13 protein-coding genes and 2 pseudogenes are annotated in these 15,757 nt (G+C 72.9%); 1 reads left to right on the top strand and 14 read right to left on the bottom strand.

The genetic code is table 11. The annotated features are described in order from the left end of the window. Nucleotides 1-16 precede the first annotated feature (16 nt). Nucleotides 17-853, bottom strand: a complete 837-nt coding sequence (gene tsf, locus L6E17_RS06005; protein WP_236239753.1) for a translation elongation factor Ts — start codon at nucleotides 851-853, stop codon at nucleotides 17-19. A 269-nt stretch (nucleotides 854-1,122) separates the two neighbouring features. Continuing rightward, entirely contained in the window at nucleotides 1,123-2,025 is a 903-nt protein-coding gene (gene rpsB, locus L6E17_RS06010; RefSeq protein WP_236239754.1) for a 30S ribosomal protein S2, read from the bottom strand. A 259-nt stretch (nucleotides 2,026-2,284) separates the two neighbouring features. Here rpsB and L6E17_RS06015 point away from each other — a divergent pair, with 259 nt between their 5' ends. After that, nucleotides 2,285-2,851 carry a M23 family metallopeptidase gene (locus L6E17_RS06015; RefSeq protein WP_236239755.1) on the top strand — a complete coding sequence of 189 codons (567 nt, stop codon included), beginning with the start codon at nucleotides 2,285-2,287 and terminating at the stop codon, nucleotides 2,849-2,851. A 770-nt stretch (nucleotides 2,852-3,621) separates the two neighbouring features. Here L6E17_RS06015 and L6E17_RS06025 read toward each other — a convergent pair. The 12 genes and pseudogenes from L6E17_RS06025 to lepB (L6E17_RS06080) form a co-directional block, all read right to left on the bottom strand. Next, nucleotides 3,622-4,839 (bottom strand): IS110 family transposase, encoded by a 1,218-nt coding sequence (locus L6E17_RS06025; protein WP_236239756.1) that lies wholly within the window; start codon nucleotides 4,837-4,839, stop codon nucleotides 3,622-3,624. Nucleotides 4,840-5,144: 305 nt separating this feature from the next. Further along, nucleotides 5,145-5,705 (bottom strand): TetR/AcrR family transcriptional regulator, encoded by a 561-nt coding sequence (locus L6E17_RS06030; RefSeq protein WP_236240372.1) that lies wholly within the window; start codon nucleotides 5,703-5,705, stop codon nucleotides 5,145-5,147. 71 nt (nucleotides 5,706-5,776) lie between these two features. Beyond that, on the bottom strand, nucleotides 5,777-6,613 hold the full coding sequence (whiG, locus tag L6E17_RS06035) for an RNA polymerase sigma factor WhiG (RefSeq protein WP_236239757.1): 837 nt from the start codon (nucleotides 6,611-6,613) through the stop codon (nucleotides 5,777-5,779). Nucleotides 6,614-6,875: 262 nt separating this feature from the next. Further along, nucleotides 6,876-8,039 carry a DNA-processing protein DprA gene (dprA, locus tag L6E17_RS06040; RefSeq protein ID WP_236239758.1) on the bottom strand — a complete coding sequence of 388 codons (1,164 nt, stop codon included), beginning with the start codon at nucleotides 8,037-8,039 and terminating at the stop codon, nucleotides 6,876-6,878. A gap of 27 nt (nucleotides 8,040-8,066) precedes the next feature. Continuing rightward, complete coding sequence (locus tag L6E17_RS06045; RefSeq protein ID WP_236239759.1) at nucleotides 8,067-9,674, bottom strand: YifB family Mg chelatase-like AAA ATPase; 1,608 nt, start codon at nucleotides 9,672-9,674, stop codon at nucleotides 8,067-8,069. Continuing rightward, nucleotides 9,674-10,036 carry a YraN family protein gene (locus tag L6E17_RS06050; protein WP_236239760.1) on the bottom strand — a complete coding sequence of 121 codons (363 nt, stop codon included), beginning with the start codon at nucleotides 10,034-10,036 and terminating at the stop codon, nucleotides 9,674-9,676. The genes L6E17_RS06045 and L6E17_RS06050 overlap by 1 nt, the downstream gene beginning before the upstream one ends. A 415-nt stretch (nucleotides 10,037-10,451) precedes the next feature. After that, nucleotides 10,452-10,760 carry a DUF2469 domain-containing protein gene (locus L6E17_RS06055; RefSeq protein WP_071264879.1) on the bottom strand — a complete coding sequence of 103 codons (309 nt, stop codon included), beginning with the start codon at nucleotides 10,758-10,760 and terminating at the stop codon, nucleotides 10,452-10,454. 55 nt (nucleotides 10,761-10,815) lie between these two features. Continuing rightward, nucleotides 10,816-11,313, bottom strand: a complete 498-nt coding sequence (locus L6E17_RS06060; RefSeq protein ID WP_236239761.1) for an NUDIX hydrolase — start codon at nucleotides 11,311-11,313, stop codon at nucleotides 10,816-10,818. A gap of 274 nt (nucleotides 11,314-11,587) precedes the next feature. Then, nucleotides 11,588-12,361 carry a signal peptidase I gene (lepB, locus tag L6E17_RS06065; RefSeq protein WP_236239762.1) on the bottom strand — a complete coding sequence of 258 codons (774 nt, stop codon included), beginning with the start codon at nucleotides 12,359-12,361 and terminating at the stop codon, nucleotides 11,588-11,590. A 351-nt stretch (nucleotides 12,362-12,712) separates the two neighbouring features. Then, the gene (gene lepB, locus L6E17_RS06070; protein WP_268984922.1) at nucleotides 12,713-13,762 is read right to left on the bottom strand and encodes a signal peptidase I; all 1,050 of its coding nucleotides are present in this window, start codon (nucleotides 13,760-13,762) and stop codon (nucleotides 12,713-12,715) included. Then, nucleotides 13,701-14,745 (bottom strand): annotated as a pseudogene (lepB, locus tag L6E17_RS06075) (signal peptidase I). The gene lepB (L6E17_RS06070) and the pseudogene lepB (L6E17_RS06075) overlap by 62 nt, the downstream one beginning before the upstream one ends. Further along, nucleotides 14,738-15,517, bottom strand: a pseudogene (gene lepB, locus L6E17_RS06080) (signal peptidase I); the annotation flags it as partial. The pseudogenes lepB (L6E17_RS06080) and lepB (L6E17_RS06075), both read right to left, overlap by 8 nt. Nucleotides 15,518-15,757 lie beyond the last annotated feature (240 nt).

Raw genomic sequence — 15,757 nt, forward strand, 5'->3', positions numbered from 1 at the left:
TGCTCACGGACTGGCCTCAGATGCCGACCTTGATGCGGCTGAAGCGCTTCAGGGTGACACCGGCCTCGTCCAGGATCTGCTGGACGGACTTCTTGTTGTCGAGCGCGTACGGCTGGCCGAGCAGCGTCGCGTCCTTGAAGAAGCCGTTCAGGCGGCCCTCGACGATCTTCGGCAGCGCGGCCTCGGGCTTGCCCTCGGCGCGGGTGGTCTCCTCGGCGACGCGGCGCTCGGCCTCGACGACCTCGGCCGGGACGTCCTCCTTGGAGAGGTACTTCGGCGCGAAGGCGGCGATGTGCTGGGCGACACCCTTGGCGAGCTCGGCGTTCTCCTTGTCGAGCTCCACGAGGACGCCGATCTGCGGCGGCAGGTCCGGCATGGTGCGGTGCATGTACGCGGCGACGTAGCCGCCGGAGAACTGCGCGAAGCGGTCCAGGACGATCTTCTCGCCCAGGTTCGCGTTGGCCTCGTCGACGTACGCCTGGACGGTCCTGCCGGCCTCGATCTCGGAGGCGAGCAGCGCCTCGATGTCGGCCGGGTTCGTCTTGGCGACGTGGGCGGCGAGGGCCTCGGCGACGGACTGGAACTTCTCGCCCTTGGCGACGAAGTCCGTCTCGCACTTCAGCTCGAGGATGACACCGGAGGTGTTGTCGTCGGCGATCAGGGAGACGATGGCACCGTTCTCGGCGGAGCGGCCCTCGCGCTTGGCGACGCCCTTCTGGCCCTTGATGCGCAGCGCCTCGACGGCCTTGTCGACGTTGCCGTCGGCCTCGTCCAGCGCCTTCTTGCAGTCCATCATGCCCGCGCCGGTGAGCTCGCGGAGCTTCTTGACGTCAGCGGCGGTGTAGTTCGCCATGATCTGTGAATCTCTCTCGAAGTCTGGAAGATCTACGAAGATCTGGGGGTGGACGGCGGACACCCGTGGCGTCCGCCGTCGACGACCGAACCGATCCCTACCGGATCCGGCCGAACGGCTCGGAACGAACCGCCGAACGGCCGGGGCCGGACCGCGTGGGCCCGACCGGAAGGATCAACCGACCGGGACGAACCGGCCGGAGCGACCGGACCGGTCCGACCCGGGGGCCCGGACCAGCAGGCCCGGACCCGCCGGTCCGGACCGCTGGGTCAGGCCTGCTCGCCCTCGGCGGCCGGAGCCTCCGCAACCGGAGCCTCCTCAGCCGGAGCCTCGGCAACCGGAGCCTCGGCAGCGGCCTCGGCCGGCTTCTCGGCCTCGTCGGCGTCCGCCTTCTTCTCACCCTCGAGCAGGTCGCGCTCCCACTCGGCGAGGGGCTCACCGGCGGCCTTGTCGCCCGGCTTGCTGTCACCGGTGGCGGCACCGGAGCGGGCGATGAGGCCCTCGGCGACGGCGTCGGCGATCACACGGGTGAGCAGGGTGACGGAGCGGATCGCGTCGTCGTTGCCCGGGATCTTGTAGTCGACCTCGTCCGGGTCGCAGTTGGTGTCCAGGATCGCGACGACCGGGATGTTGAGCTTGCGAGCCTCGCCGACGGCGATGTGCTCCTTCTTCGTGTCGACGATCCAGACGGCGCTCGGCACCTTCTGCATGTCGCGGATACCACCGAGGGTCTTCTCCAGCTTGGCCTTCTCGCGGGAGAGGACCAGCAGCTCCTTCTTGGTGAGGCCGGAAGCGGCCACGTCCTCGAAGTCGATCGCCTCAAGCTCCTTCAGACGCTGGAGGCGCTTGTAGACGGTGGAGAAGTTGGTGAGCATGCCGCCCAGCCAGCGCTGGTTGACGTACGGCATGCCGACGCGGGCGGCCTGCTCCGCGATGGCCTCCTGCGCCTGCTTCTTGGTGCCGACGAACATGATGGAGCCGCCGTGCGCGACGGTCTCCTTGACGAACTCGTAGGCGCGGTCGATGTACGACAGCGACTGGAGCAGGTCGATGATGTAGATGCCGTTACGCTCGGTGAAGATGAAGCGCTTCATCTTCGGGTTCCAGCGACGGGTCTGGTGACCGAAGTGGACGCCGCTCTCCAGCAGCTCCCGCATCGTGACGACGGCCATGGCCGTATCTCCTCGTGTGTTCTCGGTTGCATCCTGACGCCCCGACGCGCCGCGCCCCCGCAGGGGACCGATGGGCGCTGCCACTGCCGATACCGGCCGGCGGCGGGGCGTGCGAAGTCGACCCGGTGACCCGGGCCGCCAGCAGAAGTGTACGGGACCCCGACACCAGCAGGTGACGGCGCTGTCCACAACCGGCCGCCCGTCCACAGCCCCCGACCATGATCAGCGAACTCCCGCCCGGCTCCGGCACAGTTCCCCCATGAACCGCACCCTCCTGGCCACGCCCCTGCTCCTCCTCACCCTCGCCGCCGCCGGTCCGCCCCCGCAGGCCCCCGCACCGCCCCCACCGGAGCAGGCCGCCCGCGCCGCGCCCCGCACCGGCGTATGGCCCCTCGGCCCGCCCCGCCCCCGCGTCCTGCGCGCCTGGCAACCACCCGCCACGCCCTACGGCCCCGGCCACCGCGGCATCGACCTTGCGGCCCCGCCCGGCACCCCCGTCCGCGCGGCCGCCGGCGGACGCATCACCTTCAGCGGCCCCGTCGGCGGCCGCGGCACCCTCGCCGTCACCCTGCCTGCACCCCCCGGCACCACCCCCCTGCGCACCACGTACGAACCCGTCCGCAGCCTGCTCCCCGAAGGCACCGCCGTCACCACCGGCCAGGTCATCGCCACCACGACCGCCGACCCCGCGTCGCACTGCGCCGCCACCTGCCTCCACTGGGGCCTCCGCCGGGGCGACACCTACCTCGACCCCCTCGCCCTGCTCCCACCCGGCCTCCTGCGCCGCCCGCCCTCCCGCCTCCTCCCCCTCGCAGCCGACCCATGACCGCACCGCAGGCCCGCAATCGCGGGCGGGTGCCCCCCTCGGCGGGTCCTGCTGGGCCGGGCCCATGGCTGGGCGCGGGAACGGGGACGGGAGCGGCGACGAGGGCCGGCGGCGGAGCCGGGAGGACCCACAGGGCGTGGGTGCGGGCGGGCGGTGGATGCGGGCGGACGCTGGGTCCGGGGGTACACGGGCGGGCGCGGACAGGCTCGGAGGGCTCGGGCAGGCGCGGAGGCGGGGGTACGCGGGCGGGCGCGGGCAGGCACGGAGGTGGGGAGGTCGGTGCCGTGGGCCTGGTGACGCGGTGACGCGGTGGCACGGTGACGCGGTGGCACGGTGACGCCGGAGGGCCGACGCGAGCGGCCCGCCCGAAGGGGCTCGCGGGCAGCTCCGCGGAGCCCGGCAGTGACGCGAAGCGCGCGGCCGGTACCGAGGCGCCACCGCAAACACCCGACCGGCGCGACTGGCAGCACACGGAAGTGACCGGCCCGACGAGGGCCGCGGGCCGCACAAGCCGGCCGAGCTGCCGGCCCGTACAGCAAAGGGAGACGCGGCGGCACCGACCGCGGACACAGGCGGCCGGCGCCCGGCAAAAGCACGCCTACAGGGCCGGCCGCACGCCCACCGAGCCGAGGGCCGGATCCGGCCTCACGCCCCGCAGCCGACGGAGCGACGAGCGCTGGGACACGGGAGGGGGAAGGGGGCGGGGGGTGCCTCTATGTCTTTCGTCAAGGCACCTCTGTCGGGTTTCGGGTGGTTCGGGCTTGCTGAAGCTATGCGGCGAGTTCGACGTCCGTCGGTGTCCGGGGTTCGTAGAAGGTGCCGTCGCGGAGCATGGCGAACAGGACGCTGATGCGTTGGCGGGCGAGGCGGAGGAGTGCCTGGGTGTGGGTTTTGCCGCGGGCTCGTTGCTTGTCGTAGTAGGTGCGGGAGGCCGGGTCGGCGTTCATGCAGGCGAAGGCCGAGAGGAACATCGCCCGTTTGAGCTGCCGGTTTCCGCCTCGGGGTGCGTGTTCGCCGTGGATCGAGGTCCCGGACTGCTTCGTGGTGGGTGCGAGGCCGGCGTAGGAGGCGAGGTGGGCTGCGGTGGGGAAGCTGGTGCCGTCGCCGACGGTAACCAGCAGGACGGCGGCGGTCCTGACGCCGACGCCGGGCATCGACGTCAGGACCGGGGAAAGAGGGTGAGCCTCCAGCAGAGCGTTGATCTGGGCTTCCATCGCCCGGCGCTGGGTGTGAACAGCGGTGAGCGAGGCGGCCAGGGAGGGGATCACGATGTCGAGGGTGCCGGTGCCCGGGACCACGACGGTCTGTTCGTCGAGCGCGTCGAAGACGTCGTCGATCAGCCGGGTGGCCATGCGCGGGGCCTTCGGGCGGATCAGCTCCACGAGTCTGCGGCGGCCTGCCTTGCGCAGGGCGGCCGGGGATCCGTAGCGCTCCAGCAACCAGGTCACGGCCTGGTGGTCCAGGCGCGGGCCCAGGACGCGCTCCAGCGAGGAGTGGAACTGGGTGAGCAGACCGCGTATCCGGTTGGAGGTGCGGGTGGCCTCGGCGGCGAGGTCCTGGTCGAAGCCGACGAGCACGGTGAGCTCGGCAGTGATCTCGTCGGTCAGTTCCAGCGAGCGCAGGGTGTGCGGCATAGTCCGTGCGGCGTCCGCGATGACGGCGGCGTCTTTGGCGTCGGTCTTGGCCTCGCCCGGGTAGAGGTCGGCGATCCGGCGCATCGCGAGTCCGGGCAGGTAGGCGACCTGGCAGCCGGCGTCGCGGGCGACGGTCAGCGGCAGGGCGCCGATGGAGGCGGGCTGGTCCACGATCACCAGGACGGTGCCGAACTTGTCGCGCAGCTTGTCGAAGACGGCCCGCAGCCTGGGCTCGCTGTTGGGCAGCGGTTTGTCGAAGACCTTCTTCCCGCCCGGGGTGAGCCCATGACCGTGGTGGGCACTCTTGCCGACGTCCAGGCCCAGGAACACGCCCACGTCTTCGATCTCGAACATCGTGCCCCTTCCCAGGGGGTGTTGGCGGTGCCGGCCTCGGCTCGGGTGTCGTGCTCGCGCATCCACGTTATGCAGACCTGCCGCCCGCGAACTGTCCGGCATTGCGCCGGACCGGACGGTGGCCGGACCTCTGATCAGCGTCTCCGACGAACACCCCCGGACCCGGTGACACCACCCCCCAGGTCATGCCTTCGACAGGGGGCAACAGTCATGCCGGGCCCGGAGGCCAGCGGCCCCGTTGCGGAGCCGCAGAAAACATAACGGGGCGGGGGCGGGGGGGGAGGGAGGTCCCCTCCCTGTGGGTGTCAGGCTCCCCGTACGCCGTAGAGGGCCATCGCCACCGTCGTGTCGGCGATGGCCGACGGGTCCTCGGCGGCGCCCAGTTCGATGCGGCGTACGGCGGCGTCGACGGCGCCCTGGAGCAGCATGGCCGCGAGGCGCGGTTCGGCCTGGCCGAGGTCGGCGAGGGCTTGGACGATCATCGCGATGAGGCCGCCGTGGGCGGCGCGGATCTTCTCGCGGGCGCGGTCGTCGAGTTCGCTGGCGGAGATGGCGACGACGGCCCGGTGCCGGCGGTCGCCGACGAGTTCCAGCTGGCGGCGTACGTAGGCCTCGACCTTGGCCTCGGGGGTTTCGGCTCCCGCCATGGCGGTTTCGACCTCGGCTGCCCATACCGGGAAGTCGACGGCGCAGAGCTCTTCGACGACGGCGGCGCGCGAGCGGAAGTACTCGTACACCGACGACCGGGCCAGGCCGGTGCGCTCGGCGAGGGCGGGGAAGGTCAGCGCGTCCGTTCCGCCTTCGGACAGCAGGGTGCGCGCGGCGTCCAGCAGGGCGGCGCGCTGCATGGTCCGGTGCTCGGCCACGGAGGCCGCTCGAATCCTTGGCACGGCACCACTGTACGGCGGCTGGTGCGGCGCCGGGGCGCGGTGTCGGGTCAGCGCCCGAGATCGGCCAGCTTGGCCCGGAGTTGGAGGACGGACTTGGTGTGGATCTGGCTGACGCGGCTCTCGGTGACGCCGAGGACGTTGCCGATCTCGGCGAGGGTGAGCCCTTCGTAGTAGTAGAGCGTGACGACAGTCTTCTCCCGTTCGGGGAGGGTGTTGATGGCGCGGGCGAGGAGGCGCCGCAGTTCGCGGCCCTCGGCGACTTCGACGGGGTCGTCGGCGGCGGTGTCCTCAAGGGTGTCCATGAGGCTGAGCCGGTCGCCGTTCTCACCGCCCACGTGGAGGAGTTCTTCGAGGGCGACGACGTTGGCGAGGGACAACTGGCTGAAGACGCTGTGGAGGTCCTCGACGGCGATGCCCATTTCGCCGGCGACCTCGTTCTCGGTGGGGGTGCGCCGCAGTCGGGCTTCGAGGGTGGCGTAGGCCCGTTCGACGGCTCGGGCCTTCTGGCGCACGGAGCGGGGGATCCAGTCGAGGGCGCGCAGTTCGTCGATCATGGCGCCGCGGATCCGGGTGATCGCGTAGGTCTCGAACTTGATGGACCGGTCGAGGTCGAACTTCTCGATGGCGTCGATGAGGCCGAAGACGCCGGAGGAGACGAAGTCGGCCTGCTCGACGTTGGAGGGCAGGCCGACGCTGACGCGCCCGGCGACGTATTTCACGAGCGGCGAGTAGTGCAGGATGAGCTGCTCCCGCAGCCGCTCGTCACCCGTCTCCTTGTACGACCGCCACAACTCGTCGAGTGACGAGGGGGCGGGCGGCCGCAGGGTGCTCCCGGCAGCGGGAGAGACCGCTGCCGGGCGGGACCCGGAGGTGTGCTGGGGCATGCGTCGCCTTGAGCCGTTCTGCCGTGGTGTGCGGGGGACGGATGTGGGGGCTTGGTTAGGGGCTTGCCGGAAGGCGGGTGATGGTGAGCGTAGCGTGACTGGGCCGTTGCGGTGAGCGAAGTCGTGGGGATCGCCCCATGGTGGGGACGTGCCGTCGGGCGCATCTTCGAATGGGGTCGGCGGCGGGGGTGGCGGTGCGGCGGGGGTCGCCGAGGACGCTTCGCGGCTCATCGGGATCACCTTGTCACCCGAATGCCCCAGGTCAAGGAGCGCCTCGCCGGGTGTTCGGGTGACGCGGGGAGGCGGGTGGCAGCCGCCACAGGTCGCCTTCCCGCGCGACGTGACCGAGCGCGTGGAGTTCGTACAGCCTGCCGAGTGCGTCGTCAACGCTGGTCCCGGCCTCCGTCGCCACGTCCGAGGGGGAGGCCGGCCGGCCGGCGGGCGGGAGGGCTTCGAGGACGCGGACGGTGGCGGGGTCGAGGAGGTCGCGGGGCAGGACGGGTCCGCGACGGGCGGGTGCAAGGTCACCGATGGCGCCGACCAGTTCGGTGATGTCGTCGGCGTCGGTGACGAGGGTGGCGCCGCCGCGGAGCAGTTCGTGGACGCCTGCGGAGAGTGCGCTGGTGGCGGGGCCTGGGACGCCCATGGTGTGGCGGTTGAGGCGCTGGGCCTCCCGTGCGGTGGCGAGGGCGCCGCTGCGGTGGGCGGCTTCGACGACGAGGGTGCCGCGGGTGAGGGCCGCGATGACGCGGTTGCGGAGGATGAACCGGGTGGGGGTGGGGTGGTCGCCGGGTGGGAGTTCGCCGATGACGAGGCCCTGGCGTGCGATGCGGTCGATGAGGGCGGTGTGCCCGCGGGGGTAGGCGACGTCGACGCCGCAGGCCAGGACGGCGATGGTGGCTCCGGCGGCGCCGAGGGATCCTCGGTGGGCGGCGGCGTCGACGCCGGTCGCGGCGCCGGAGACGACGACCCAGCCGCGTTCGGCCAGGGCCGCGCCGAGGTCCGCGGCCATGTGGGCCCCGTACGGCGTGCAGGCGCGGGCGCCGACGACGGCGACCGACCGCAGCGCCCATCGGCGCAGGTCGTGGTGGCCGCGGATCCACAGTCCGAGGGGCCGGGCGGCGCCCAGGTCGTCGAGTTGGGTGGGCCATTCGGGGTCGCCGGGCACGATGAACCGCCCGCCCGCGGCCTGGATGGCTTCGAGGTCCTGCCGCGGGCGGATGCGGGTGGCGCGGCGGAGCAGGCCCTGGATGCGCCGGTCGCTCGCGCCGGGGAGGGATCCGGGGCGGTACGGGCTGGTGGTGAGCCGGCGGAGGAGTTCGACGGGGCCCAGGTCGCGCAGCCAGCGGCCGCCGTGCCCGTCGCCTGGTTCGAGGATGCGGCACAGGGCGGCGCGGGCCGTCCGCTCCTCATCGGATGCGGGCATGGTGTCCCCCGTCCTGGTGGTGCCCGTTCATGACGGCCGTCCCGCGGTGGCGGGCACGCCGCGGGCGATGCCGGTGCGCAGTTCCAGGGCGAGGTCCACGTCGCGTGCGTCGGGGCGGTCGCGGCCTGCGAGGTCGGCGAGGGTCCAGGCGACGCGGAGGACGCGGTCGAGTCCGCGTGCGGTGAGCAGGCCCCGTTCGATGTCGCGTTCGGCGGTGGCGAGGGCTCCGGGTGCGGGGTGCCAGCGGGTGCGCAGTTCGTGGCCGGGCACGTTCGCGTTGAGCTGCCAGGGCGTGCCGTGGAGGCGGGCGGCGGCGCGTGCCCGTGCGGTGCGGACGCGTGCCGCGACGGTGGCGGTGGCTTCTCCCCCGCCGCCGAGGAGGTCGGCGCGGGTGACGGGTTCGACGTCGACGCGGAGGTCGATGCGGTCGAGGAGGGGGCCGGAGAGCCGGGACTGGTAGCGGCGGACGGCGGACGGGGCGCAGTCGCAGGTGTCGCCGCGGACGGCGTGGCGTCCGCAGGGGCAGGGGTTGGCTGCGAGCACCATCAGGAAGCGGGCGGGGAGTCGTACGACGCCTGCGGCGCGGGCGATGACGACATGGCCTGATTCGAGGGGCTGCCGGAGGGCGTCGAGGGCTTTGGTGGCGAATTCAGGCGCTTCATCCAGGAAGAGGATGCCGCGGTGGGCGAGGGAGCAGGCGCCGGGGCGAGGGGTGCCGTTGCCTCCGCCGACGAGGGACTGCATGGTCGCCGAGTGGTGCGGCGCGCAGTAGGGCGCCGCGCTGACCAGGGGTTTGCCCGGCGGGAGGATGCCGGCGACAGAGTGCACGGCGGTGACTTCCAGGGAGTCGCGGCGGCTGAGGGGCGGCAGGATCCCGGGGAGGCGCTCGGCGAGCATGGTCTTGCCGGCGCCGGGCGGGCCGGAGAGGAAGAGGTGGTGGCCGCCTGCCGCGGCGACTTCGAGGGCAAGGCGGGCGCCGCGCTGGCCGGCGACGTCCCTGAGGTCGGGGGCGTCGGCGGCTGCGGAGGCCAAGCCGGTGCCGACTCCTGCGCCGGGGACGAGGAGGCCGGCGAGCATGGGGTCGGGCCTGCCTTCGTCGGGTGGCTCCTCGTCGGGGACGGGTGCGTCGGTGAGGACGGCGATGAGCTGGCGCAGGCTGCGTACGCCGAGGACGGAGACGCCGGGCACGAGGGCGGCCTCGCCCACGGTCTGCTGCGGGACGACGACCTGCTCGTAGCCTGCTTCGGCTGCGGCGAGGACGGCGGGCAGCACACCTCGGACGGGCCGGACCCGGCCGTCGAGGCCGAGTTCCCCGATGAGCACGAGGTCGGCGATGGTGCGCGGGTCGATCAGTTCGGCGGCGGCGAGGACGGCGACGGCCACCGCGAGGTCGAAGCTGGATCCCGCTTTGGGGACGGACGCGGGGCTGAGGCCGACGGTGAGCTTGCGCTGGGGCCATTCGGCTCCGGAGTTGACCACGGCGGCCCTGACACGTTCCCGGGCTTCCGACAGGCTCTTGTCGGGAAGGCCGACCAGGGTGAACGCGGCGACGCCGGGTTCCAGGTCGGCCTGGACCTCCACGACGACCCCGTCGACGCCGACGAGGGCGACGGAGCAGGCACGGGCGAAACCCATCACGCCACCCCCCGCACGTGCTCGACGACGGGCGCGCCGCGCCGGGGCAGGAGGACCCCGACGAGGTCGATGCGCAGTCCGCCGGGTGGTGCTCCGCCGTGGTGGTCGAGCCAGCAGGCGGCGAGCGCTTTCAGCCGGTCGGCCTTGGCGGGGGTGATGCCCGCCAAGGGGTGCTGGAAGGAGTCCGCCCTTCGGGTCTTGACCTCGCAGACGACGAGGGCGTCGCCGTCGTGCGCGACGATGTCGATCTCGCCGCGGCGTCCGCACCGCCAGTTCGTGGCGATCACGGTCATGCCCGCCTGGCTGAGCCGACGTGCGGCCAGCCGTTCTCCGTAGTGTCCGAGTGCCCCGGTCGCGTTCATTGCGGCACCACCTCCGGTACCGACTGTGACGGACCGGGCACCGCCGTGTGGATCTTGGTGGACAACGAGCCGGTTGTGGACAACTCGGCCACCCGTTCGGATGGCCGGAGAGCCGCCACCGAGGACGGGCCGACGTGGAGTCGGCGTGAACCGGCCGACGTGAACCGGCCGACGTGGACCGGCCGGCGTGGACCGGCCGGCGTGGAGCCGACGTGGACCGCCCCGGCGTGAATCGGCCATGCATGGACCGGCCGACGTGGAGCCGACGTGGACCAGTCGGTTCAGTGGTTGGCGATTAGGCCGCCGCGGCTGGTTGTTCCTCGCCTGGGGCGGCCGGATCCGGCCGGCCCTGGCGGATCCGGCGCTGGATGAGCGGGTCGGCGCGGGCCGACCGGTTCCGTGCCGGTGTGCGGGGTCAGCTGCCGGGGAGCTCCAGGTCGGTCTTGTTCAGCTCCTCGATGTTCACGTCCTTGAAGGTCAGGACGCGGACCTTCTTCACGAAGCGGGCCGGCCGGTACATGTCCCAGACCCAGGCGTCCGCCATCGACACCTCGAAGAAGACCTCGCCGTGCACGGAGTGCACCTGCATCTCGTAGTCGTTCGTCAGGTAGAAGCGGCGCTCGGTCTCGATGACGTACTTGAACAGCCCGACGACATCGCGGTACTCCCGGTAGAGCTTCAGCTCCATCTCGGTCTCGTACTTTTCGAGGTCCTCGGCGCTCATGGCATGTTCCCCTTCAGCCGTGCGTGCCCCCATTGTGCGCCAGCGATCCGTACCCCTAGACGATTTCCGGGGACAGGACGAGCGGCGTTCGCGGAGGGCCGTCGTCGAGCAGTGTGCGCAGCAGGTCGGCGAGTCGTGTCGGGTACACGGTCTCATGCGTCGCCGACAGTTCGGCGGAGGTCCACCAGCGCAGCCCCGAGACGCTGCGGGTCTCCAGTTCCGTGAGGTCGGTGCCGAGGGCGACCGCGGTGCGGCGGGTGCGTGCGAGGTAGTACCACTCCTCCTGGCTCCACCTCCGCCCGTCGAAGGGGAAGGAGCAGACCCGCTGCCACAGGACGGGCCCGAGTGCGGCGTCGGTGACGCCGGTCTCCTCGGCCAGTTCGCGCAGCGCGGCCTGCTCCCGGGTCTCCGTGCCCTCCACGCCGCCGCCGGGGGTGAACCACCAGTCCTTCACGGGGTCCGCGGGGTCGAAGCCGTGCAGCAGGAGGATGCGGTCGTCGGGGTCGAGCAGCACGACGCGGGCCACCCGGCGCAGCTCACCCAGAGCGGCCATGCCGAGCTGACCGGCCGGCCGCGGCTCATCGTCCGGGCGCACACCGCCCGGGGCCGTTCCGCCCGGGTCCAGTCCGTCCGGCTCCAGCCCGCGCCGCTCTCGTACGCCCGCATCCAGCCCGCCCGCATCCAGCCCACGCCGCTCCCATACGCCCGGCTCCAGCCCGCGCCGCTCCCGTACGCCCGGCTCCAGCCCGCCCGCATCCAGCCCGCCTGGTTCCGGAGCCGTCGTCCTCGCTCCCGCCGGTACTGGTCCCCGTCGGGCCGCCACGTCCTCAACCACGTGCCGCCGCCCCCGCCTCGCCGCGCCGGCCGGTGCGCCGCAGCGCCGCCGCGACCGGGCCGTACGCGGCCCCACCGAAGATGAGGCCGGCTCCGGCGACGACGGCCCACGTCAGCGGCACCACCGGCCCCGGACGCGACACACCGCCCGGGAGCGCCGCGAACGCGTCAGGCCGCTCCACCACACCGTCCAGGGGCCACACCACGGCGTCGACCCGTCCGGTGACGGCCTTCCTGGGCACCGAGCCCTGACCGGGTTCCGTCAGGTGCACACGGGAGTCCTGGGAGCCGGCGCGGTGGTCCCCGAGGAGGAAGAGGTGGCCGTCGGGCACGGTCGCGCTGAATTCGGTCGGGGAGGCTGTCTGCTCGTCCCCCGGGATGCCGGGGTGCAGATACGGTTCCTCGACCGCCTCGCCGTTGAGGGTGAGGCGCCCCCGGTCGTCGCAGCAGACGACCTTGTCGCCGCCGACGCCCACCACCCTCTTGATCATGGGGGTGTTCGACCAGCGGGAGTCGGTGAAGACGACGACGTCGCCGCGCCGGACCTCGGCGCCGTCGATGCGCTGGGCCAGCACGCGTTCCCCTGAGGTCACGGTCGGGCTCATGGAGTCCGTGGGCACGGTGTACGGACGGTAGACGAGGGCGGCCCAGACGAAGCCGCCGAGGAACAGGACGCAGCCGACGGCCACGGCCAGCCCGGACAGTGTGCTGCCGAGCCGGCTGTGGCCGTCGCCGCGTGTCGTCGCGCCCGTCCCGCTTCCGCCCATGCCCGCGCTCCCTCGTCCCGGATCGGTGACCCGGGACGGAACCCTACCGGCGGGTCGCTACCTGCGGTACGCCGCCGAGACACCAAGCGCGTAGGGCAGGCAATGGGCGCGGTCACGGCGTCGCCCCGGGAGGCGGAAGCCCGCCAGGCGGGTTGCCTGGCCCGAAACGCCGAGGGAGTACGGCGCAGAAGGGGCCATCGGGTGACCGGTCACGCTGCCGCGGTACGGGCGCGCGCCGCGGGGTGGAGCCGGGTCGGGGGCGCCGAGGGCCCGAGGCGGTGGAGGACGCGGCTCGCCGTGCACCCTGCCTGTCCGGGGCGCCGAGGGCTCGCCGCGGAGGAGGAGCGCCCCTCAGACGTCCTGCCGCGCGAGCAGCCGGCGTCGGCGCCACAGGACCAGGGGCAGTGCGCCCGCCAGTCCGAGGGCGCCCGGCCCCGCGGTGAGCGCGGCGGCCGCGCCGAGGCCCGGCTGGTCGAAGATGTCGGGCACCGGGAGGGTGGACCAGCGGGTGACCGGCCAGGCCACGACGATGGCGCGCCCGACGACGCCCTCGTTGGAGATGGTGCCGTTGCCCGGGAGCTCCTGGTGGTAGCGGGAGTCCAGCGAGTTCTGGCGGTTGTCGCCCATCACCCAGATCCGGTCTTCCGGCACCTTGATCGGCCCGAACGGCTGGTCGTCGCACGGCGTCGAACCGGGGTACAGGTAGGCGGTCTCGTCCAGGGGCTTGCCGTTCAGCTGGACCTTGCCGCCCTTCTTGCACTCGACGGTGTCGCCGCCGACGGCGATGACCCGCTTGATGAGGTCCTGCTGCGACGAGTCGGGCATGAGGCCGATCCAGCTCAGGACGCGCTGCACCGCGTTGGGCTCGGGCGCGGGCTCACTGAGCCAGCCGCCCGGGTCGTGGAAGACGACGACCTCTCCGCGCTCCGGCTCCGAGCCGAACCACGGGGTCAGCTTGTCGACCAGGACGCGGTCGCCGCGCTGCAGGGTGTTCATCATCGACTCGGAGGGGATGGAGAACGCCTGCACCAGGAACGTCTTGATCAGCAGCGCCAGCACCAGCGCGATACCGATGAGCAGCGGCAGTTCCTTCCAGAACGCGCGCTGCTTCTTGCGCTCGGGCCCGTCGCCGCCCGCCTCGGCGCCGTCGCCGCCGGTGCCGCCGCTGCCGTCGTTGCCGGTGTGGTCGTCCACGTTGCCGCCCTCGGCGTTGTCCGCGCTGTACGTGTCACCCGCGCCCCCGGTCGCGTCGGCGCCACCGGCGCCGGCCGCCGCGCCGGCTCCGACTGCCGTACCGGTCCCGACCGCCGTACCGGTGCCGACCGGGCCGGGGGATCGCTCAGCGAGTTCTTCGCGCCCCTTCTCCGGCTCGTCGCGTCCGGATCGTGCGCCGACCGCCAGATCCCCCACATCCACTCCTCAGTCCGTGCACTCGCCCGCCCCGAAGCAGGGGGAAGGCCCACCACTCCCATAACGAGCGGGAGTTCCGCAGGGGTCGGGAGCCGTAGCGATCCATTCGGATTCCGAGAGGACACACTATGCGACGCGCCGAGCACCGTCGCGGCACCGGACGGCGGCGGCGCGTCCGGCACGGCACCGAAGACGTCGCGTTCCTCCAGGCCGCGCCAGTGGGAGAACGGCCAGGCGATGAACACGGCCCGCCCGACGACGCCGTCCTCGGGGATGGTGCCCTGGAACTCCTCGTCGAGGTGGAACCGGGAGTCGGCCGACCGCTCCCGGTGGTCTCCGAGGACGAAGAGCCGCCCCGCGGGCACGCGGACGTCGAAGCCGATCTCGGAGGGCGCGTTGCCCGGGTGGAGGTACGGCTCGTCCACGGGTACGCCGTTGACGGTGACGCGCCCGCGGTCGTCGCAGCACTGCACGGTGTCGCCGCCGACCGCGACGACACGCTTGATGAGGTCCTGCTCGTCGTCGGACGGCAGCAGCCCGATGAACGTCATGGCCTGCTTGACCTGCTTGACGACGACCGGGTCCGCGTCCGCCGGGACGTCTTCCCTCTCCAGCCAGCCCCCGGGGTCGCGGAAGACGACGACGTCCCCGCGCTGCGGCCGCGTGCCGAACCAGGGGGTCAGCTTGTCCACGAGCACCCGGTCGTCGATCCGGATCGTCTGCTCCATGGAACCGGACGGGATGACGAAGGCCTGCACCAGGAACGTTTTGAGGACCAGCGCGATGAGGACGGCGACGGTGATCAGGACGGGGATCTCCTTGATCGCGGAGCGCCTGCGCCGCCGCTTGACCCGGCGGGCGAGCCTGCGCCGCTCGGCGCGCCCCGGAAGCGGCCTGCGGCCGTCGGTCGGCCGCGTACCGGTGGGCAGCCGGGTGTCGGAGCTGTGCCCTCCGCGCCGCCCCCGCCTACCCATGGGCGCCGCCCGCTGCCGTCCCGTGCGGCAGCGCGGGTACGGCGTCGAAGGCACCGGTGCGCCCGACCACCGACCATCTGCCGGCCGGCCAGCCGATCCAGTCGGCCCTGCCGATCACCCGCTCCACGGGCACCGTGCCGCCGCCGGGGGCGCCGAGGTGCTCGCGGGAGTCCCGTGACTGGCTCCGGTGGTCCCCCATCACCCACAGGGTCCCCTGGCGCACGACGATGTCGAACGGCACCCGGGAGGCCGCGTCGCCCGGCTGCAGGTACGGCTCGTCGACGGCTGTTCCGTTCACCTCGACCCTGCCTTCCTTGTCACAGCACGTCACGCGGTCCCCGCCCACGCCGATCACGCGCTTGACGAAGACGGTGTCCGAGGGCTCGGCGAGGCCGAGCGCCGCGGCGGTGCCGTGCAGCATCCCGGCGACCGCGTTCTCCTCGGGAACGTTCCTGACGAACGATCCGGTTCCGTCGAAGACGATGACGTCGCCGCGCTGGGGGAGGTTGCCGAAGCGGTACGCGAGCCGGTTGACGAGCACCCGGTCGCCGACCTGGAGCGTGGGCTCCATGGATCTGCTGGGGATCTGGTACGGCGGGATGACGAGCTGCCCGAGGAGCAGCACGCCCAGCGCGCACACGAGCCCGATGGCCCCGGTCCTGCGCCATGACAGCCCGCCGAGCCAGCCGGCCCCCCGCTGCTGCTCCTCGGGCGTCCCGGCCCCGGCTTCCGGGGCCGCCTCGTCCGGCGCCGGTCCTCCTTCCGCGGCGGTCCGGCCTCCGGTCGCCGGAGCGCTGGACGCGGGAGCGTCGGCGCCGGGCGCGGTGGCTTCGGGCGCAGTGGTCCCCGGCGCCGCGGAGTGGGACCCCGCGGGCTCGGGTCCGGCGGGGGCGGCGCGGTGGGAGTCGACCCGGCAGGCGCCGACCTGGTGGAGGCGGATCCGGCGGGCTCGGAAGCGGTGGACACCGATGCGGTGGAGCCGGGCGGGGTACGAGCCGACCCGGCAGGCACC

Origin of the sequence: Streptomyces sp. CC228A, assembly GCF_021390935.1 — a bacterium.
Taxonomy (GTDB): domain Bacteria; phylum Actinomycetota; class Actinomycetes; order Streptomycetales; family Streptomycetaceae; genus Streptomyces.

Excerpts from the sequence above, each read along its gene's own strand:
- tsf (WP_236239753.1), bottom strand. The coding sequence starts at position 853 with ATGGCGAACTACACCGCCGCTGACGTCAAGAAGCTCCGCGAGCTCACC.
- rpsB (WP_236239754.1), bottom strand. The coding sequence starts at position 2,025 with ATGGCCGTCGTCACGATGCGGGAGCTGCTGGAGAGCGGCGTCCACTTC.
- L6E17_RS06015 (WP_236239755.1), top strand. The coding sequence starts at position 2,285 with ATGAACCGCACCCTCCTGGCCACGCCCCTGCTCCTCCTCACCCTCGCC.
- L6E17_RS06025 (WP_236239756.1), bottom strand. The coding sequence starts at position 4,839 with ATGTTCGAGATCGAAGACGTGGGCGTGTTCCTGGGCCTGGACGTCGGC.
- whiG (WP_236239757.1), bottom strand. The coding sequence starts at position 6,613 with ATGCCCCAGCACACCTCCGGGTCCCGCCCGGCAGCGGTCTCTCCCGCT.
- dprA (WP_236239758.1), bottom strand. The coding sequence starts at position 8,039 with ATGCCCGCATCCGATGAGGAGCGGACGGCCCGCGCCGCCCTGTGCCGC.
- L6E17_RS06045 (WP_236239759.1), bottom strand. The coding sequence starts at position 9,674 with ATGGGTTTCGCCCGTGCCTGCTCCGTCGCCCTCGTCGGCGTCGACGGG.
- L6E17_RS06050 (WP_236239760.1), bottom strand. The coding sequence starts at position 10,036 with ATGAACGCGACCGGGGCACTCGGACACTACGGAGAACGGCTGGCCGCA.
- L6E17_RS06055 (WP_071264879.1), bottom strand. The coding sequence starts at position 10,760 with ATGAGCGCCGAGGACCTCGAAAAGTACGAGACCGAGATGGAGCTGAAG.
- L6E17_RS06060 (WP_236239761.1), bottom strand. The coding sequence starts at position 11,313 with ATGGCCGCTCTGGGTGAGCTGCGCCGGGTGGCCCGCGTCGTGCTGCTC.
- lepB (WP_236239762.1), bottom strand. The coding sequence starts at position 12,361 with ATGGGCGGAAGCGGGACGGGCGCGACGACACGCGGCGACGGCCACAGC.